Below are 19,192 nucleotides of genomic sequence, written 5' to 3' on the forward strand. Positions count from 1 at the left end.
CATCATGCTGACCCAGACCAAGACCGAACGCAGCTTCCCCAAGATCACCGAACGCGGGCTGGACGAGCTGCGCGAACGCATCGGCGTCAAGATCGGCGCCACGGCCGAGCCGTGGTGCTACGAGGCCACGCGCGACAACATCCGCCACTACGCCCACGGCATCGGCGACGACAATCCCCTGTGGTCGGACCCGGAGTACGCGGCCAAGACCCAGCACGGCGGCATCATTGCCCTGCCCAGCTTCCTGTTCGCCACCAGCCGCATCGTGTCCGGCTACGTGGGCGGCCTGCCCGGCGTGCATGCCATGTGGTCCGGCGCCGACTGGACGTGGCACAAGACGGTCAAGCGCAACGACACCATCTCGACCGAAGCGCACCTGAAGAACCTGATCGAACACCAGACGCGCTTTGCCGGCCGCGCCGTGCAGCAGATCTACCACGTGGACTTCTTCAACCAGGACGGCGACAAGGTCGCCGAGGCCGATAGCTGGTGCTTCCGCACCGAACGCGACCACGCTCGCGAACAGGGCAGCAAGTACAAGGAAGTGCGCGCCCGCGAGCCGCGCCGTTACAGCCCGGAGGAAATCAAGGAAGCCTACAAGCTATATGCGCAGGAAGAAGTGCGCGGGGCCACGCCCCGCTATTGGGAAGACGTGAAGGAAGGCGACGAGCTGCCCGTGATGTTCAAGGGTCCGATGACGGTGACGGGCTTCATCGCCTACGCGCAGGGCTGGGGCGGCCTGTACATCCGCGCCAACAAGCTGGCGTGGCAACTGATCGACGCGCACCCCGGCGTGGGCATCACCAACCGCTTCGGCATTCCGGACGTGCCCGAGCGCGTGCACTGGGAAGAAGACTTCGCGCTGGAAGTGGGCGCCCCGGGCGCGTACGACTACGGCCCCGAGCGCAACTCGTGGCTGACGCATCACCTGACCAACTGGATGGGCGACGCGGGCTTCCTGCGCAAGTCCACCTGCAAGATCCGCCGTCACAACCCCGAGGGCGACATGCTGTTCTTCAAGGGCAAGGTGGTGCGCAAGTATGTGGAAGACGGCCGCCATCTGGTCGAAATCGAACAGGAAGCGCGCAACCAGGACGACGAGCTTTCCGTGTTGGGTTCCGGCGTGGTCGAATTGCCTACCCGCGCCTGACCGGCGGCAATCCCCCAAATCGAGGTGGGCGATGTCTGATTCATCGGAACATGCTGCACCCGGCCCCGCCGCCCCTGCCCGGGGCGCGCTGGAAGGCCTGCGCGTCATCGACTTGTCCCGCGTCCTGGCCGGGCCGCTATGCTCGCAGATGCTGGCCGACCAGGGCGCGGACGTGATCAAGGTGGAACCCCCCGGCGGCGACGAGACCCGCAGCCTGGGGCCGCCGGTCAACGAGGACGGCGCCGCGGCCTACTTCACCGCCGTCAACCGGGGCAAGCGCGCCATCGGGCTGGATCTGTCCCAACCCGCGGGGCGCGACGTGCTTTTTGCGTTGCTGGAAGACGCCGACGTCCTGATCGAGAACTACATCCCGGGCACGATGGCCAAGTGGGGACTGGATTACGAGGCGGACCTGAAGCCCCGCTTCCCCCAACTTATCCACTGCTCGATCTCGGGCTTTGGCGAAGACGGCCCGCTGGGCGGTCTGCCCGGCTACGACGCCGTGCTGCAGGCCATGTGCGGACTGATGAGCGTCAATGGCGATCCGGCCAGCGGCCCCACGCGTATCGGCGTGCCCATCGTCGACCACCTGACCGGCTATACCGCGCAGTCCGGCATCCTGCTGGCGCTGTACCACCGGGCGCGCACCGGACTGGGACAGCGGGTCGAGGTCACCCTGTTCGACACCGCGCTAAGCCTGCTGGTGCCGCATGCCGCCAATTGGATGCACACCGGGCAGGCGCCCGGCCTGCTGGGCAGCGCGCACCCCAACATCGCTCCCTACGACCGCTATGCCTGCAGCGATGGCGAGATCTTCCTGGGCGTCGTGAATGACCGCCAGTTCCGCCGGTTCTGCGATTACGCGGGCCTGGCGTCGCTGCCGGAGGACGCGCGGTTTTCCACCAACCGGTCGCGGCTGGAAAACCGCGATGCATTGCGGGACGCGATCGAGCATGCCCTGGCGTCCCGCCCGCGCGAAACATTGTGCGCGGACCTGATGCGGCTTGGCGTGCCCGCCGGCCCCGTCAACAGCGTGCCGGAAGCCTTTGCGCAGGCGCACACCGCCCATCGCGGCATGCGCGTCGACCGCGACGGCTACCACGGCATCGGGCCGGCGGTCCGGCTGTCGCAGGCGCCTGCGCGCGTGCGCCGGCTGCCGCCCGCCTACGGACAGCACACCGACGAGGTCCTCCGGGAGGCCGGCCTCGGCGAATCACAAATCGCGGCGCTCAAGGAACAGGGCATCCTGCCGCGCTGGCCTCCTCCGAAGCCCTAGCCGCAACCCGATGCAGCCAAATAAAAAATCGAGGAGACCACCATGAAGACACTACGCCTTATCGCCGCGCTTGCGGCGCCGCTGCTGTTTGCGCAGCCCGCCGCGGCCGCCGACAGCTATCCCTCCAAACCCGTCAAGATCATCGTGCCCTACCAGGCCGGCCAGGGCACCGACGTCGCCGCCCGCTACCTGGCCGAATACCTGGCCCGCGACCTGGGCCAGCCCTTCATCGTGGAAAACCGCCCGGGCGCGGGCGGCAACATCGGCGCCTCGGAGGCCGCGCGCGCCGCGCCCGATGGCTACACGCTGCTGATGGGCACCAATGGCACGCACGTGCTGAATCAGTACATGTATACGTCCACCTCCTTCGATCCCGAGAAGGACTTCACGCCGGTCATGCTGGTCAGCTCGTTTCCCATGGTGCTGTTGACCACGCCGGCCTCGCCCTACGCCAGCCTGGCCGACCTGCGCAATCCAGCCAAGGCGAAGCCGGACAGCGTCAACGTGGGCATGCCCAGCACCACCGCCCGCCTGGTCTACGAACTGCTCAAGAAGCAAGGCGTGACCAGCATCCGGGGCATCCCCTACAAGGGTTCGGCCACCGCCACGACCGATCTGTTGGGCGGCCAGGTGCAGGTAGGCATCGACACCGTCAGCGCCGCGCGCTCGTTCATCACCAGCGGCAAGCTGCGCCCGCTGGCAGTGACCTCGTTGAAGGAATCGGCCCTGCTGCCGGGCGTGCCGTCCGTGGCCGGTCAGGGGCTGGACGGCTTCCAGGTCATCGCCTGGAACGGCCTGTATGCGCCGAAGGGCACGCCCCCGGCCGCCGTGAAGCGGCTGAACGAAGACCTGGCGAAGATCCTGGCGCGGCCCGAGGTGCGGCAGAAGCTGCTGGACCTGGGCCACGAGCCGGGCGGCGGCACGCCCGACGAGCTGGCGTCGTTCGCCCGCAGCGAACGGCTGAAATGGCAGCCGCTGATCGAGCAGGCGGGACTGAAGGCAGAATAAGACACCCCGCGTCACGCGGAAATGCCGCCCACGGCATTTCCGCTCCGGATCACTGGGCCTTTTCCTTCGGCGCGCTGGCCACCAGCGCGTCGAATTTCTTGTCCAGTTCCGCCAGTGAATCGCGGATGTGGGCGCGGCGTTCCTTGATCCATTTGTCCTGCGCGGCAAGCTGTTCGCGCGCTTCCTTGATCATGCGGTCCATTTCCTTGGGCTGCGGACCGCCGCTGGTGGCGCGGTTCTTCACGATGGCCACCGGGTCCAGCGTCGAGCGGAACTCCGCTTCGCTCATGGGCAGATCCGTGCCGTACTTCGAATCCTTCATGGCGTCGGCATAGATGCGCCGCGCCTGTTCGTACGGGAAGTCCAGCGGCTTGATGTTGTTGGTCTTGGCGTACGACACGACTTCCGACGCAAAGTGGTGACCTGCGCGGAATGGCAGCTTGTATTTGTGCATCAGCACGTCGGCCAGTTCCTGCGATGCGGTCCAGTCGCTGTTCAGCTCTTCCAGCGCGCGGTCGGGGCTGATGACCATGGCCTTCAGCACGCGGTCCCAGCGCTTCAGCGCGGAGATGCCGCTGTCGACCATCGCGGAGTTTTGCTTTACGTCCTTGGGGTCGCTCATGCCGGGCGTGATGTTGTGCGTCTGCAGGACCGGGCCCATCGCCAGCGTCACCGCCGTGGACGCATCGCTGCGCGTGTCGTTCAGCAAGCCCGGATTGCGCTTTTGCGGCATGGCGCTGGACACGTAGGTGTTGCCGCCGCCCTCTTCCAGCAGGATCCACGGGCGCGACTGCGCATACTGGGTCATCACGTCTTCGACGAAGTTGCCGGTGCGCAGCGCGATGCTGGTGACGATGGACGCGACCTCGACCGGTTGATCCATCGACGAAATCTGCGAGGCGTCGTAGGCGTTGTCGACCAGCGCCGAGAAGCCCAGGTATTGCGCCATGCGCTTCCTGTCCAGCGGCCAGCTCGTGCCGTTCAGCACGGTGGTGCCCATGGGCGAGCGATCGATGCGCACGTAGGCTTCGCGGATGCGCTGTGCATCGCGCGCCAGACCCGCCGCCTGGCCCAGCAGGTAGTGTCCATAGCTGTTGGGTTGCGCGGCCACGCCGTTCGTGTAGTTGGGGACGATGGTGCCGGCATGCTTGGCCGCCAGCTCGACAAGGGTCGTGGACGTGGCGTTGAGCTGGTCCGCCAGTTCCAGCAGCTTGTCGCGCAGGATCGCGCTGCGATAGGTGGCGTGCATGTCCTGGCTGGAACGGCCCGCGTGCAGCAGGGTGATGTCTTCGCCCGCGGCCTTGATCAGCAAGGGCTCGAACGTGATGACGGTAGCCGGCCGCTTGGCGCCTGGCTGGTTGCCGTCGCTGATGACCTTGGCCACGCCGGCCGCCAGTCGCGGCGCCATGGACTTGTCCAGCAACCCTTCGTCCGTGTTGATGACGGTGGTGGCCTTGTTCATCTCGCCCAGCCAGAAGAATGGATCGCGGGGCGGGGACTGTTGCGCGGCGGCGGCGTTGCCGGCCAGGGATAGCACCAGGGCGGCGCCCAGCGTGGGAAGAAACTGTCTCATGGCGTTCTCGTTATAGGGGTGGGCGGACAGTGTATCGAAGCCCCTTTGCGGGGGACATCCTGTATTGCACCAAGGCGCCGGCTGAAAATTGCCGCCGCGAAAAAAAAGCTGGCCTCCGAAGAGGCCAGCTTTTTGCGAAAGCGCCGAGGCGGATCGCCCTAGAAGCGCCAGCTCACGTTCACGGTGCCGGTGTTCTGGCGGTTGCCGTCGCCGAACTGGCCCGAGTAGGCCAGGCCCAGGGTGGCGTTCTTGCTCATCGCCAGATCCACGCCCACTTCCATGACGGCCGCATCACGCGCCAGCGGGTTGCCCGCCACGGTGAACGGCTGGCTGCCGTCGAACGACATCGTGGCTTCCGGATTGACGTCGCCGTAGGCATGGCGCCATCCCAGCATGCCGCGCAGGCGGCCGGCGGTGTCCTTCACGTCGAAGGTGGTCTGCGCGCGCAGGGCCAGCGTGGTCGTGCCCACGTTGTTGGTGCTGCTCTTGCCGCTGAGCGCGGCGTCGCCGCCCGACTCCGAGAAGCCGCGGGTGCGCAGGTCGCTGAAGTCCGCGCCAACGAAGGGCTCGAGGGTGATGCGGTCGGTCAGCGGGATGGAGTAGCCCACGTCGGTGAAGATCTGGCCGGTGCTGGCGCTGTAGTCAGCCTTCAGTTCCTGACGCTCGCCAGCCGCGTTGATGTTGCGCTTGCTGTCGATGTCGTGCCACGTGTAGGCCACGCCGGCGGTGAAGTTGATCTTGCCCGAGCCGGCTTCGAACGACTTGCCGCCGTAGAGGATCGCGCTGTAGCTGTTCACGTCGGACTTCGCGGAACGGTCGTCCACGGTGATGCGGCTGTCGGTGTAGCCGAACGCGCCACCGAGGCGCCAGCCATTGCCCACGCCGTGATCGCCGCCGACGAAGATGCCGACATCGCGTTCACGGGACTGGGCGACGTTGCCGTTGCCGTCCATCGTGCGCCAGTTGCCGAACACCTGCGCCCACATCGGCTGCGCGGCGGAGCGCGGCAGCATCGAGGCGTCGCCGCGGCCGACCTGAGCCGTGGCGGGGCCAGGCAGGAAGCCGGCGTTCATGTTGGCGCGCAACTGGGCGGTGGGAAGGCTTGCCACGTTGTTGCTGACATTCTGCATCGCGGACACGCTGCTGCCGAAGGATTCGCCGGACAGGTCGGCGAACACGCCGGCCGGGGCGCCGTTGGGCAGGTTCAGAACACGCGTGTACAGCGAGCTGTTCTTGGGCAGGGTTTGCACGGCCTTCGCCGCCGAACGCTGGTTGCCGGTCGTGGCCAGGTCAGCGAATTCGATGGGGCGGGTTTCGCCGCCGGTGTTGCCGCCGTTGTCGATGGGTTTGGAATCCGGCTCAGTGGACACCTGCTTCATGTCGAGCGACAGCACGACATCGTTGTCCTGGTGGCTCAGCTTCGGTTGCAGGTAGGCCAGGTCGCTGGACACGCTGTCGAAGTTGCCGTTCAAGCTGCCGGCCGACAGGATGGTGTAGTTGGTCGAAGCCGCATACGTGCCACCCGAACCGACGTGCACCACGGAGCCCGCCAGATTGGCCGTGCCGGTGACGTTCACGCGGTCGCTTTGGCCGTCAGGCGTGGCGTCGACCCGGTAGGTCGAGCCCTTGTTGAAGGTGAGGTCGCCGTTCACCGTAAGGTTGCCGATCGGCGCCGCGATGGGGCTGATCGAAATCGCGGCAGTTGGCGCCAGGGTCGCCATCATGATGTGGCTCGACGATTTCGCGGAGCCCGGCGACAGCGTCGCACCCGATTCCAGGATCGTCGTGCCCACGTTGCCGGAACCGGCCAGGGTGCCGTTCACCGTCAGCAGGCCATTCACCTCCGACCCGGAAAGCGTCAGCGTCTTGCCCGCTGCGACGTTCACGGCGCCAACCGTGATGGTGCCTTGGGGCGTGAAGTCGGTATTGATGTTCAGCGTGCTGCTGCCACCGCTGCTGGCCATGAGCCTGGGCTGATCGTCGTCACCGATGATGGCGCCGTAGACGCTGCCGCCATCGATGTTCATCGTGGAGGTGCCAAGGCGCACGTCGCCAATGATGGAGCCCGTGTTCGTGATGAGCATCGGCGAACGGGCGCCCTCGACGTCCACCGCGACGCCATTGGACAGGATAGAACCACCATAGGCGTTGATGTTGCCGGAGTTGACAATGCCGCCCGTCACTTCAGCACCGCCGCTCACCACGACACCGCCCCAGATGTTGCCGTCGTTTTCAATACGCCCGAAGACAGTGCTGCTGTTCGTGATTTCCACGGCCACACCGCTCGACGGGAGGATGGGGCCATTGTTGCCGGAATAGATATTGCGGTTATTGATGATATTCCCAGCGACCTCGCCGCCATCGGTAACCGTGATACCGGCGCCCGTGCCCGTGCTGCCGCCTGCGAAGCTGTGGAAGATGTCTTGACCGTGGATATCGCCATTGTTGACGATGCTGCCGTCTATGCGGGCGCTGGAAATCTCCACACCGTAAATCGTGCCGCCAACCTCGTTACGAATCGAACCAGTCAGGCGCGAACCCGACTCCACCGAGATGGCCTTGAAACCGTCGTACCGCCCTTCCATCAATACACTGTTGACGATGCTCCCATCGCGAACCGCGTTGTTGAAAAGCCGGATGGCCACGAAGTTTGGAAATGCCGAATTCTCGATATCGCCCGTCAACGTCGGCTGGCTAGTGCCATCCTGCTGATAGCCGACGAGCTGCGCCGAGGCCGACGGAGCAATGAAAGGTGAAGCACTCAGGCTAAGCAGAACGGCAATACGGGTAAGCGGAAAGCGGCGAGACATTTTGTAGTAACCATGTAAATTTCGTGTCTGAAATGTACTGATCATTGCAATCTCGAACCTGAGCGAATCTAAGCGATTTGTAAATTTTTGGGCGATTCTCGCCGTATCGTCGAAATTAGACCAAAAACGGGGCGCTTTTCACTATTTTGATGCAGCCTTACGCCGGCCTGACTGAAACAAACAGATGCTTTTGCGCAACAATCTTGGTCCCGAGGAGGCGAATCATGAAGCAGCGCCAGCTTTCACACCCCTCGCGGGTGCGGCAGCGTCAGGCAGAAACACACCGGTTCGTCCCCGCCCGCAGACTCCAGCGTCACGCCCCCGCCTAGTCGCTGGGCAATCGAACTCACCAGATACAGCCCCAACCCGGCTCCCGGGTGCCGCAGCGCGTTCTGTCCCCGGTAGTACTTCTGGAACAGCCGCTCCACTTCCGCCGGTGGAATCCTGCTGCCGGGATTGGAGACCGCGATCCGCAGCATTTCCCCCTGGTCTCGCACGTCCACCAGGACGGCGCCGCCCTCCGTGCAATGCCGGTCGGCGTTAGCCAACAGGTTGCGCAGGGCGATGCGCAGCAGGCCCGCATCGCAGTCCAGCACATATCCGCCCGGCTCGTAGACGCACTGCACCCGTCCCGGCGGGTAATCGCTGGCCAGATCCGCCAACAGCTCGTGCAGGTCGCATTGAATCAGGCGCAGGTCGGCCCGCGGCTCGCGCATGCGGTCATCGGTAAGGTATTCGTCCACCAGGGCCAGAAGACGCATCGCGGCGTCCCGGATATTCGCGCAGCGCGCCAGGCTTTTTTCCAGCGGCGCCGCCAGATTGCGGCCTAGTTGCTGGGCCGACGTGGTGATGATCGCCAGCGGCGTGCGGAATTCGTGGGACACCATCGCCACGAATTCGCGCTGTTCCACGAACATCTGGCGTTCCTTTTCCAGCGACGTGCGCAATTCGCCTTCCAGCGCCACCCGGCGTTCGATCTCGCTTTGCATTTCGGCCGTTCGCAGCGCGACCTCGCGTTCCAGCCAGTGGCTGTGCTGGCGGGCCAGGTCGGCGGCCAGGTTGGCCTGCTGCAGTTCCCGGATGCGCCGCTGCCGTTCGTAGCGGCCGACGATGAACAGGCTGAGCAGCAGCATGTGCAGCATCGTGCCCAGGGTAGAAACATACTCCGTGAACGCGTTGACGGGCAGCAGGCCCAGGTTGCGCAGAAAGGCGATCAGCACGCTTACGTAGAACACCCCGAACGCCAGCACGAAAAAGCGCGCCGGCCGCCAGCCCCGCTTGAGCAGGTAGGCCGCCAGCGTCGAAAAGCCCACGATCACCAGCAGCGCCAGCGCCTGGATAGGCTGCATGCCGGCGGCGTAATGGCCCGTCACGATCAGGCCCGAGCAGACCACCGCAATGCCCCAGAACAGCCGGTCGAGCCATCGCACCGCACGCGGGTACAGCGCTTCCAGGTTCAACTGGCGGCAGGCGATCCGCAGCGCCACCGGCAGGCTGACGGCGATGCCGACGCCCAGCAGGCGGTCGCTCCAGCCCACGGGCAGGCCCGTCAACTGCTGGACCAGCCCCAGCGACAGCACTTCGTTGAAGACGCAGTTGCCGATATAGGCAAGGAACAGACCGCTCATGGGCGCCCGCGTGACCAGCCAGAATGCGGCGTGCGCGCAGATCAGCAGCAGGTAGAAGCCGAAGTACAGGCCGAATAGCAGGCCTTCGCGGCGCGACTGGTTGTCAAAGGCCAGCCGCTGCCAGACCTCGAGCCGGGTCGCCAGCGCATTCTTGCTTTGCAGCCGCAGCAGGATCACGTACGACCCGGGTTGCGAGGGATTGAACTGGACGACGGGGCTGCGGTAATCCACCGGCCATTCCCGGCGCGCAAGGTCCTCGCCGCTACGTCCCAGCAGTGTCCAGCTCTGGTCGTAACCCACGTAGATGCGCACGTCGTCCAGCAGCGAATTGCTCAGGCGCAGCATCCATCCGCCCTGCATGACCTTGTCCACCTGCAGGGGCAGCCGCAGCCAGATCGTGGCGGGCGTGAAGCCGGCGCTCAGATTGCCGGGCAGCGCCGTCCAGCCTTCCGCGGCCGCGGCGCCCGCGACGTCAAGCGTCCCGTCAGGGTCGACCAGGCGCTCCAGATGGCCGCCGGCGTCCTCAACCCGATCCACCGCGTCAAGGCGCAGGGGCTCGGCGCGCGCCTGCCCGGCCGTGGCCAGCAGGCCTGCGACAAGGCAAGCCAGCAGCGCCAGCCACAGCCCTGCCCTGGAGTAATATTCCCGTTTCATCAAGTCGCGATCTACGCAGCATTTCCGTGCAACCCGGCAGATTACACCAGCCCCAAACGCTGCATCCCGCAGGCATCCCATGCCTGAAGTGATACTGCTCGAGGACGAACCCGTACTGCGCCAGGAGCTTGGCGAGTTTCTTGAAGAACTGGGATACGCGCCAACGTGCGTCTCCAGCCTTCAGGAATTCGACCAGCGTTTCGAACCTGACCGTCATCATCTGGCCGTCATCGACATCGGCCTGCCGGACGGCTGCGGCCTGGACCTCATCCAACGTCTGCGCCAGGAAGGCCAGCAGGTCGGCATCATCGTGTTCAGCGCGCGCCAGACCGGCCGCGACCGGATTTCGGGCCTGGGCATGGGCGCCGACCACTACCTGGGCAAGGGCTGCGACCTGGACGAGCTGGCCGCCACGCTTGCGGCGCTTGTACGTCGCCTGGGCCTGCCGCTACCGGGCGTGGACACGCCGCCCCCGAACTGGCTGCTGGAAGTCGGCCCGCGCCGGCTGCACATCCCGGGCGCCGCAGCCATGCCGCTGTCGCAGCAGGACCTGACGGTGTTGCATTGCCTGATGAGCCAGCCGGGCGAGAACATCAGCCGCAGGCAGATCATCGAAGCGCTGGGCGCGGACTACCTGGAATACGACCAGCGCCGCCTGGACACACAGATGCGCCGCCTGCGCCGCCGCGTGGAAGCGCTGAGCGGGCAGACGCTGCCCGTGAAGACACTGCGCAGCAGCGGATACTGCTTTTATCAACCGGCTCGCGTGCAGGGCTGATGCGCTACAGCGGCGCGGGCTCGCCCTGCAGCCGGATCTGCGCCACGGTCAGTTCGCCGCGTTGATCCAGCGAAAACTCGTACCGGTCCGGATAGCGCAATTCCAGGCGCCGACATAGATTGCCCAGGCCGCCATTGCTTTCCACCCGGTCAAAAGGCGCCTGCAATTCGCCGGGGTTGTTCACCTCGATGACCAGCGCGCCGCCCTGCAGCCGCGTACGGATGTGGATCACGAACCGGTCATGCTCGCAACGCATGCCGTGCTTGATCGCGTTTTCAGCCAGCCCCTGCAGCGTCATGTGCGGGATGTGCATCTTCAGCGTGGCGGGATCGACCTGGCAGCGGCATTCCAGCTTTCTTTCGAATCGCAGCGCCTGGATGCGTATGTAGGCCTGCGCCGCTTCAATGTCTTCTTCCAGCCGGCACAGCCCGCGCCCGCGCCGGTCCAGCGAATAGCGCAGGTATTCCGCCAGGCGCCGCGTCATCTCCTCGGCCACGGCAGGCCGGTCCGCGATCTCGGCGACGATCGTATTGAGCGCGTTGAAAAGAAAGTGCGGCTCGACCTGTAGCTGCAAGTGCTCCAGCTCCAGCTTCAGCGAGCGGGTCTCGGCTTTCATCTTCTGCAGGCGCTCGGTGCGCGCGGCCAGTTCGGCCGACACGCCGAAGTAGATCAGCGTCCAGATGGACAGGATCCCCATGTAATAGATGAAACCCAGCCAATACTGATTGCCGGGGATCTCGCGGATCCCGGCCAGGAACAGATGATTGATGGCGTAGGCGATGGCGGCCAGCAGCGTCGAGGCGGCCACGCACAGCAAGACGGCGCCGGCCAGCACCTTGACCGGATCGCGCGCGGTGGCGGGCAGGCGGCCGTGCAGGGTGGCAGCCAGGCTGGTCAGGGCAAACGCCAGCGGCTCCAGCGCCAGCGTCAGCCAGAAGGCCGCGACGGCGTTGCCGTACACCGTCAGCCGGATGAAGTACCCGACGATGGCCAGGAATATCCAGCCCACGGCCTGGGCGCGCCAAAACCCCGGAGCAGATTCTCCCTGGCTCAATTCCCGGCCGATCGAAGTCCAGATCATGCACACTCCACCCGAAACGGCCGGGCGCGGACGGCGGGTTCCACCGTCGTCGCGGATGGCCTTATATTTACCCGCGGATCGGACCGAAAGAATACACTCGCCCCACTTTGCTGCCCGAGAGAACCATGCTGCGCGTGCTGATCATCGACGACGAAGCCCCCGCCCGGCGTTATCTGCGCCGGCTGCTCGAAGCCGCCCCCGCGGTCCAGGTCGCCGGCGAGGCGGCGTCGATCGACCAGGCACGCAGGCTCATCCATGACCACAACCCGGACGCCATCTTTCTGGACATCGAACTGGCCAGCGGCACGGGCTTCGATTTGCTTGAAGACCGGCAAAGCACCGCTTCCGTCGTGTTCGTCACCGCGCATGACGGCTACGCCGCCCGCGCCTTCGATGTCGAAGCGGTCGACTACCTGCTCAAGCCCGTTTCGCCGGACCGGCTGACTCAGACGCTGGCGCGCCTGCGGCCTCGCGCCAATGGTTATCTTTCGATGCGCACCCGGACGGGGACGCGGCTTGTCAAAGTGCAGGAATTGACGGTCGTGCAGGCGCAGGGGGACTACGTGCGACTGTGCAGCGCCGCCTACGCGAACGAACTGATGCACATCACGCTCAAGCGTCTGGCGGCGCAATTGCCCAGCCCCCCGTTCTGCGCCTTGTCCCGGTCCATCATCATCAATCTCGAACATATTTCCCACCTGGAACAGCGGCCCGGCGCGCAGACCGAGGTGTGCTTCAACAATGGGGTCGAGCCCATCGTCTTGGGCCGCGTGGCCTCGCTGCGCTTGCGGCGCGCGCTGGCCTAGGCGCGCGGCGTTCAGAACGGCATCGACACCTTCAGCGCGGCGCTGTTGCTGCGAACATGCTGCGAGAACTGGCCTTCATATTGCAGCCGGAAATCCACGCCGCCCGCGTTCATGACCTGCAGGCCCGCACCCACCTTGCCGACCACGTCGTCGATGGGCAGCGACGTATCGAACGATCCTGTTCCCGCCGGCGCGCCACGCAGTCGTGCGCTGGACGTCCAATCGTCCTGCGACAGGAAGGACGCGCCCGCGTACAGGAAGGGGCGCAGCAGCGCGCCATTGCCCAATTCCGCGCGGCCGCCGACTTCGATCATGGGCGACACGCCCATGATGAAGTTGTCGCTGCTGTCGACCGACAGCGCCAGCGGATTGGAGCCCGACTCCGTGTAGCCCGGCATCCGGCTGTAGCTGAAGTCCAGATCCACATAGGGTTTGACGTACATGCTGCCGTGCACGAACGTCCGGGCAGCGCGCAGGCGCGCGTTGAAGCCATAGACGTCGGGCCGGCTGGACAGGCTTTCCTGGTAGCCCGCGATGTCGATGTTGCGGTCCATGCTGTAGCCGCCGTAACCGCCGCCCAGCGCCGCCGAAAACACCCACGGTCCCGCTTCGCGCTTGAGCACGACGCCCGCGTAGCCGCTGTCGCCATCACCGCTGACGCCGCCGTCGTGCGCGCGCACGCGGCTGTTTTCATAGGCGAAGGAGCCACCGAGGAACCAGCCGGGACTGACTTCTCGCTGGCCGCCGAACTGGTATGTCACGGTGTCGTAGTCAAAGCCCGAGATGCCCCGGCTAGCCTCCTGATCAGTCGCGCGTCCGCTCACCTGACCCCAAAAGCAATTGCCCTCGCCGGTCATCGCATCCGCGCCGCTGAACACCGGGCAGGACATCATTGCGCCAGTGAACTGCGCCAGGTTGGATGCCGATTGCACGGCAGGAGCCAGCGTCACCCCCGGCGACAGATTGGCCACGCTGTCGCGATAGGCGCTGGCGCCCTGACGCGAAGCCAGGTCCAGTTGCGCGAACAGCGGCGCCAGCGCTGAATTGCCGCCCGCGTCCCAGATGCGTTGCAGATTGCCAGCCACCTGGCGCTGGTTGGATTTCAGATCCATGGACGGCGCATTGAAGTCCGCCGCTTCGACACGGATGTGGGTATCCCGGCCGGATTGGCGTGTTTCGTAGTCAAAGACCGGGCTGTCCACCGCGGCAAGCGCCCCTTTCGAATTGCCCTGAACCGTCAGCACGAGAAGTTCGCGATTGGGCAGCAAGGCCTGCGGCAGCACATCCATGCCGCCCGCCAGATCCGCGTCGCCCTCGACGACCATGCGCGACGACCGCAAGCCATCGAAGTCCACGTCGGCGCGCAGCACGCCGCTGCCGGACTGCGTGAGGTTGCCGCGCACGGCCAGCGTCTGGAACTGGCCGGGCTTGCCGATCACGATCAGCCCGTCATTGCGGACGTGCGCATCGTAGGCGGTGGCGTCGGTGGCCAGTGCGCCTGCCTGGTTGTTAAAGGTGCAGGCGGGAAGAGGATTTTCGCTCTTGCACTGGAAGTTGCCGGATACCGTGCCGTAGTTGTCGATGTTCAACACGGAACCGCTGGTTGTGTAGTTTCTTCCGTCGTAGCGGACCGCAACGCCCGACAGCGCGCTCAGCGAGCCCGTAGCGTTCACGGTCAGGTGGTTTTCGAAGCCCGAACTGATCCAGACGCCGCTGCCGGATCCCGATCCGCCCTGGACCTGCCCGTTGATCGTGACGACGGCCGGCGCCGGATAGACGACCCCGTCGCTTTGCGCAAAGATGCCCGCCGCGCCCGCGCCGGTGGCCTGTAGCACACCCGACTGCGTGACCGCGACGACGCTGGAGTTTCCGCTTACCAGGGTGGATCCCGCATAGCCGCCCTGCGGGCCGCCTGCCAGCCCGCCGCCCCCGCCGATCGACTGCGCCACGATGCCATGTGCGTTCGCGCCGCTGACGATGAGGTTGCCATCGAAGGAAACGCTCACCGCTCGCCCGTTTCCGGATTCATAGGTGTTCGGAATCGACGGCCTGACAAAGCCTCCGGGATTGAGCTGAATGGCTTGTGACACGTCGCCAACGATCCCGCCGCCCCCGCCAATCGACTGGGCGACGATCCCGTGCGCGCCGGCGCCGCGCGTGGTCAGGTTGCCGCTCAGGTTCAACATGACCTCTCTGCCGTCGCCAGCGGAACCGCCGCTGCGCAGACTGCCCAGGGCAATCGTGCCCCCGCCGTATGCGCTGCCCGCCGTCGCGATGCCTCCGCCCGCGCCGATGGACTGCGCGACGACGCCGATTGCACGATCGCCATAGGTGTTCAGATCCAGGCCGGTGGTCACGCTGACCACGCCCCCATCGCCATCGCCGCTGACGTTGCCCGCGGTCATGTCGAACTGCTGGCCTCCCGGATTGGCGGCCGACCCGGTGCTGCCCGCCATGGCGATGCCGCCTCCGCCCCCGATCGATTGCGCGACCAGGCCGTACGCGCTGTCGCCGTGAGTCACGATATTGGCCCAACTGCCGTTGGTGACTGTCACCGCGCCGCCATTGCCGCTGACGCCGCCCAGCGTCATCTGGCCACGCGCGCGCGGCGAGCCAGACCCGGCCATGCCGCCGCCTCCGCCGACGGATTGCAGCACGATGCCGGCCGCGCCATAGCCTGCGGTGTTGAACCCGTTGCCGCCGTTGTCGTTGAGCCAGGCCGTGATATCGCCGCCGGCCCCGCCGCCACCGCCGCGGCCACCGACCGACAGCGTCACGTTGGACACGGAGACGCTGGATGACACCGTGGAAGCGCCGCCCGCTCCGCCGCCCCCGCCAACGGATTGCAGCACGACGGCATCGGCATAGTCGCCATAGGTCTGCGTGGCGCCGCCCAGGCTGGCCGGGGCGCTGCTGCTGCCGATGGCGCCACCTGCGCCGCCCGCCCCGCCGCTGCCGCCGACATAGACATCGAATTTGTAGGTGGCGCCCGCGTCATCCACCGGCGACGGTATGGACGTCGACTTGCTATCGCCGCCCACCGCGCCGCCCAGGCCGCCCGAGCCGCCGATGCTCTGCGCCAGCAGGCCGTCCGCATCGGCGCCGTAGGTGGTGACCCGCCCGCCGCTGTTCAGGTTGATCGTGCCGCCATTGCCGCCCCCGCCGCCGCCGCGCCCGACCTGGACCGAGCCCTCGACGTCCGTGCTGCCGTCTTCTTCCGAGGCCTGCACCTGCAGGCCGACCTGGCCACCCTGCGAAGCGCCGCCGCCCCCGCCGATCGATTGCACCAGCGCGCCGCGCGCGCCGTCGCCCTGCGTGCTGACCGTGCTGCCGGCGTCGATGGTCAGGCTCGCGACGCCGCCGTCTCCGCCCGAGCTGCCGGCGCCGCCCAGTGCAATGGAGAGCGACACGTTCGCGTCGGTATTGACGCTGCGCCCCGTCGCCGATCCGACGCCGCCCGCGCCACCGCCGCCGCCCACGCTCTGCACCAGGATTGCATTCGCGGAATCGCCGGCGGTGGCGATGCTGCTGCCCTGCAGGACGAGCGTTGCGGCGCCGCCCGTCATGCCGGCGCCACCGGTGCCTCCCAGCGCAGACTGCAGGGATCCGCCGATCGATTCGCCGGTGCCGATCACCGTTGACGTAGCCGATGCGCTGCCGCCCAGGCCGCCGCCTCCACCGATCGACTGGACGATCACCCCCTGCGAATTTGCGCCCTTCGTCTGGATGGCGGCGTTGCCCAGCGTCGCCGTGGCCGTGGCCCCCGCCCCGCCGCCGCCGCCCGAACCGCCCACCGAGAAGCTGACCGCCACGCCGATCGGCACGCTCTCATCGGGAACCGAAACGCTCATGGCCTGCGCCACCGACGCGCCGCCCGCTCCACCGCCGCCGCCGATCGATTGCACGATCACGCCGTGCGCGTCGCTCGCATTCGTCACCACGCCCGCGTTGGCCACGTTGGCCGTGGCGGCGCCGCCCGCGCCGCCGTTGCCACCCGCGCCGCCCACGGCGACGGCCATTGAAAATCCCACGCCGTCGTCATAGGCCGAAGCGGCGCCGCCGGTGCCGCCACCGCCGCCAATGGCCTGCGCGACAAGGCCGTAGGAATGATCGCCCCCGGTCTGAAGCGAGAAGCCCTCCAGGCTGGCGACGGCGTATCCGCCCGCGCCTCCGCCCCCTGCGGTGCCTCCGATGACCGCCACGCCGTTGGCGGCGCCGCCGTCTCCGCCGCCTCCGCCGATGGACTGGGCCAGGATGCCTATCGACGCCGATCCATTGGTGTTCAGGTTCCCGCTGTGGCTGACGTTCACCGTGCCGCCGGCGACCGCGCTGCCGCCGCCTCCGCCCACGGCGACGATGCCCGAGCTGGGCCCCGCCGTGCCGCCGCCTCCGCCGATCGCCTGCGCCACGATGCCATGGGACGACGCGCCAATGGTCGTGATGGTGGACAGGCTGTTGACCTGGACGGCGCCGCTGGCCCCGCCGTTGCCGGCGTCGGCGCCCGCGTTGCCGAACAGCTCGAAATTGCCCGACGTGGCGCCGCCGATGCCGCCCATCGATTGGGCAAGAATGCCGATCGAGTAATCGCCCTGGGTCTTGATCGTGCCGCCCGCCACGCCTTCCTGCGCGTCGCCGGTGTCGACGACGACCTTGCCGCCGGCGCCGCCGACGCCCGCGTTCTCCGCCTTGAAATCGATCGCGCCGCTGCTCTGATGCAGGCCGCCGCCCGCGCCGCCATAGCTGCGCACCGCGACGCCATGCGACTGCAGGCCGTTCGTCGATATGCTGGCGCTGCCGTTCACGGTCACCTGCGCGCTGCCCCCATTGCCGCCGTTGCCGCCATTGCTGGTTCCATAGCCAATGCCGCCGTTGCCGCCCTGGCTGACTACGTTGACCCCGGGCAGGTAGTCGCCGCTGGTGACCAGCGCGGATCCGTCGTTGAGCACGGCGGTGGCGAGCGCCGTGCTCGTCCCGCCCGTTCCGCCGATCTCGCCGGTGGTGTTGGTAACCGTGTTCGGGCCGCCGCCGCCATCGCCGCCCAGTCCGACCACCACGATGCCCCCGGACAAGGACTCCAACGAGGTCGGGGGCTGCACCGAGTGGCTGGTAACCGAAATCTGCCCGAAGTTGACCGCCGCCACGTATCCGAACCCGCCGCCCGCGCCCCCGTTGTCGCTGCCGTCGTTCGACGTGAAGCCGGCGTTGCCCTGGCTGGTGGCGTACAAGCCGCGCACGCCACCCGTCATGAGATTGCTGGTGGAGCCGCCGGGAGTGTCCGCCTCGACCTGCACCTTGCCGAAGTTGGCGACCTGCGTGACGCCTCCCGGATTGCCGCCGCCGCCCGTGCCGCCCCGACCATTGTCGTGGCCGCCCGCGCCGCCGATAGATTCCGCGCCGATGCCCCAGGCGTAGCGTCCCGCGCTGCCCGATGACACGGTTACCGAGCCATTGTTGGCAATGCTGACAACGTCGCTGTTGCCGCCGCTGCCCCCCACCTGGTCTCCGCTCGGATCGCTCATCTGGTTGCCGCCCGTGCCGCCAATGCTGGCGCCGTAGATGCCCACGCCGCCATAAGGCAGCTTCTGCACCACGACCTGTCCATTGTTGGTGATGCTGACAGCCGAACCGTTGCCGCCATTCCCTCCATTGCCCCCGCCAATGACCGTATCGGGCGGCGTGCCGCCCATCCCGCCCACCGATGCGCCGTAGATGCCGAACTGGGCGCCGGCGTCGTCCCAGATGCCCGGCGCCGTCCCCTGCGCGCTCTCCACGGGAGACGCGTTGGACTCCACCGATTCGTTGTTCGTGATGGCGATCAGGCCGCCCCAGCCGCCGGACGTGCCCGTGTTATCCCCGTCGGGAGATCCCGTGCCGCCTTTCAGCCGCATGAACAGCGGCGCCTGCTGCGGGTTGGGTCCCAGATAGCCGTTGTTGACCACGATGTAGTTGCCGCCGTAACCACCCGCGTTGCTGCCGGCGCCCGTGGCGCCCGTGTAGTCGATGGTCAGGTTGCCGCTGTCCGTTGCGCCGACGGTGCAGGTCGTGGGGGACGACGACGACGTCGGCTGCGGACAGGTGATATCGGCAAACGCGGGTTGCGTCAGCAACAGGCCGGCCTGGCCCAGCAGAATCGCAACGCCCGTGCGCGCGGGCGGCTTCACGGTCAACTTCTTCATTTCTCATCCTTGGCAGGCAGCCAATAGGCCGCATCGAAGACGTGTCGATTTTTATCGGCGCACGGATGAGAGACTGCTTTTTTTCGACGAAACGTCGTTTCGGGTCGACAAAAAGCACTGAAGCAGCATGTAGGAAATTAAATGTCGATAATTTCTCGGCCGTCACGTAACAAAAGTCTGCGAACCAGCCGAGGTCTGCGCCCTGCGGCGCTACACGATTTGCGAGCAACGCCCGCCATGCCCATCTTCCTG

The 19,192-nt window shown here is 66.7% G+C and carries 10 protein-coding genes; 5 read left to right on the top strand and 5 right to left on the bottom strand.

From position 1 onward, the window contains the following. Positions 1-4: 4 nt before the first annotated feature. The 3 genes from RT614_RS17650 to RT614_RS17660 are packed head-to-tail and all read left to right on the top strand — an operon-like array spanning position 5 to position 3,434. The gene (locus RT614_RS17650) at positions 5-1,150 is read left to right on the top strand and encodes a MaoC family dehydratase N-terminal domain-containing protein (protein ID WP_313623426.1); all 1,146 of its coding nucleotides are present in this window, start codon (positions 5-7) and stop codon (positions 1,148-1,150) included. 31 nt (positions 1,151-1,181) lie between these two features. Then, positions 1,182-2,426, top strand: a complete 1,245-nt coding sequence (locus RT614_RS17655) for a CoA transferase (RefSeq protein ID WP_313623427.1) — start codon at positions 1,182-1,184, stop codon at positions 2,424-2,426. A gap of 42 nt (positions 2,427-2,468) precedes the next feature. Next, positions 2,469-3,434, top strand: a complete 966-nt coding sequence (locus RT614_RS17660) for a tripartite tricarboxylate transporter substrate binding protein (RefSeq protein ID WP_313623428.1) — start codon at positions 2,469-2,471, stop codon at positions 3,432-3,434. Between the two features lie 49 nt (positions 3,435-3,483). Here RT614_RS17660 and RT614_RS17665 read toward each other — a convergent pair whose 3' ends face one another. From RT614_RS17665 to RT614_RS17675, 3 genes are all read right to left on the bottom strand, one after another. Further along, positions 3,484-5,007, bottom strand: a complete 1,524-nt coding sequence (locus RT614_RS17665; RefSeq protein ID WP_313623429.1) for an argininosuccinate lyase — start codon at positions 5,005-5,007, stop codon at positions 3,484-3,486. A gap of 158 nt (positions 5,008-5,165) precedes the next feature. Beyond that, the gene (locus RT614_RS17670; protein WP_313623431.1) at positions 5,166-7,817 is read right to left on the bottom strand and encodes an autotransporter domain-containing protein; all 2,652 of its coding nucleotides are present in this window, start codon (positions 7,815-7,817) and stop codon (positions 5,166-5,168) included. Between the two features lie 242 nt (positions 7,818-8,059). After that, entirely contained in the window at positions 8,060-10,099 is a 2,040-nt protein-coding gene (locus RT614_RS17675; RefSeq protein ID WP_313623432.1) for a sensor histidine kinase, read from the bottom strand. 79 nt (positions 10,100-10,178) lie between these two features. Between RT614_RS17675 and RT614_RS17680 the strand changes: the two genes are divergently transcribed. After that, a complete protein-coding gene (locus RT614_RS17680) occupies positions 10,179-10,877 on the top strand; it encodes a response regulator transcription factor (RefSeq protein ID WP_313623433.1) in 699 nt (232 codons plus the stop codon). A 4-nt stretch (positions 10,878-10,881) separates the two neighbouring features. Here RT614_RS17680 and RT614_RS17685 read toward each other — a convergent pair whose 3' ends face one another. Further along, positions 10,882-11,958, bottom strand: coding sequence for a sensor histidine kinase (locus RT614_RS17685; RefSeq protein WP_313623434.1), 1,077 nt, complete (start codon positions 11,956-11,958; stop codon positions 10,882-10,884). 125 nt (positions 11,959-12,083) lie between these two features. Between RT614_RS17685 and RT614_RS17690 the strand changes: the two genes are divergently transcribed. Continuing rightward, positions 12,084-12,764 carry a LytTR family DNA-binding domain-containing protein gene (locus RT614_RS17690; protein ID WP_313623435.1) on the top strand — a complete coding sequence of 227 codons (681 nt, stop codon included), beginning with the start codon at positions 12,084-12,086 and terminating at the stop codon, positions 12,762-12,764. Positions 12,765-12,775: 11 nt separating this feature from the next. On the opposite strand, the gene RT614_RS17695 is transcribed toward RT614_RS17690, so the two are convergent. After that, the gene (locus RT614_RS17695) at positions 12,776-18,940 is read right to left on the bottom strand and encodes an autotransporter outer membrane beta-barrel domain-containing protein (protein WP_313623436.1); all 6,165 of its coding nucleotides are present in this window, start codon (positions 18,938-18,940) and stop codon (positions 12,776-12,778) included. Between the last annotated feature and the right edge of the window lie 252 nt (positions 18,941-19,192).

Origin of the sequence: Achromobacter sp. (genome assembly GCF_032102605.1) — a bacterium.
Classification (GTDB): Bacteria; Pseudomonadota; Gammaproteobacteria; order Burkholderiales; family Burkholderiaceae_B; genus Achromobacter.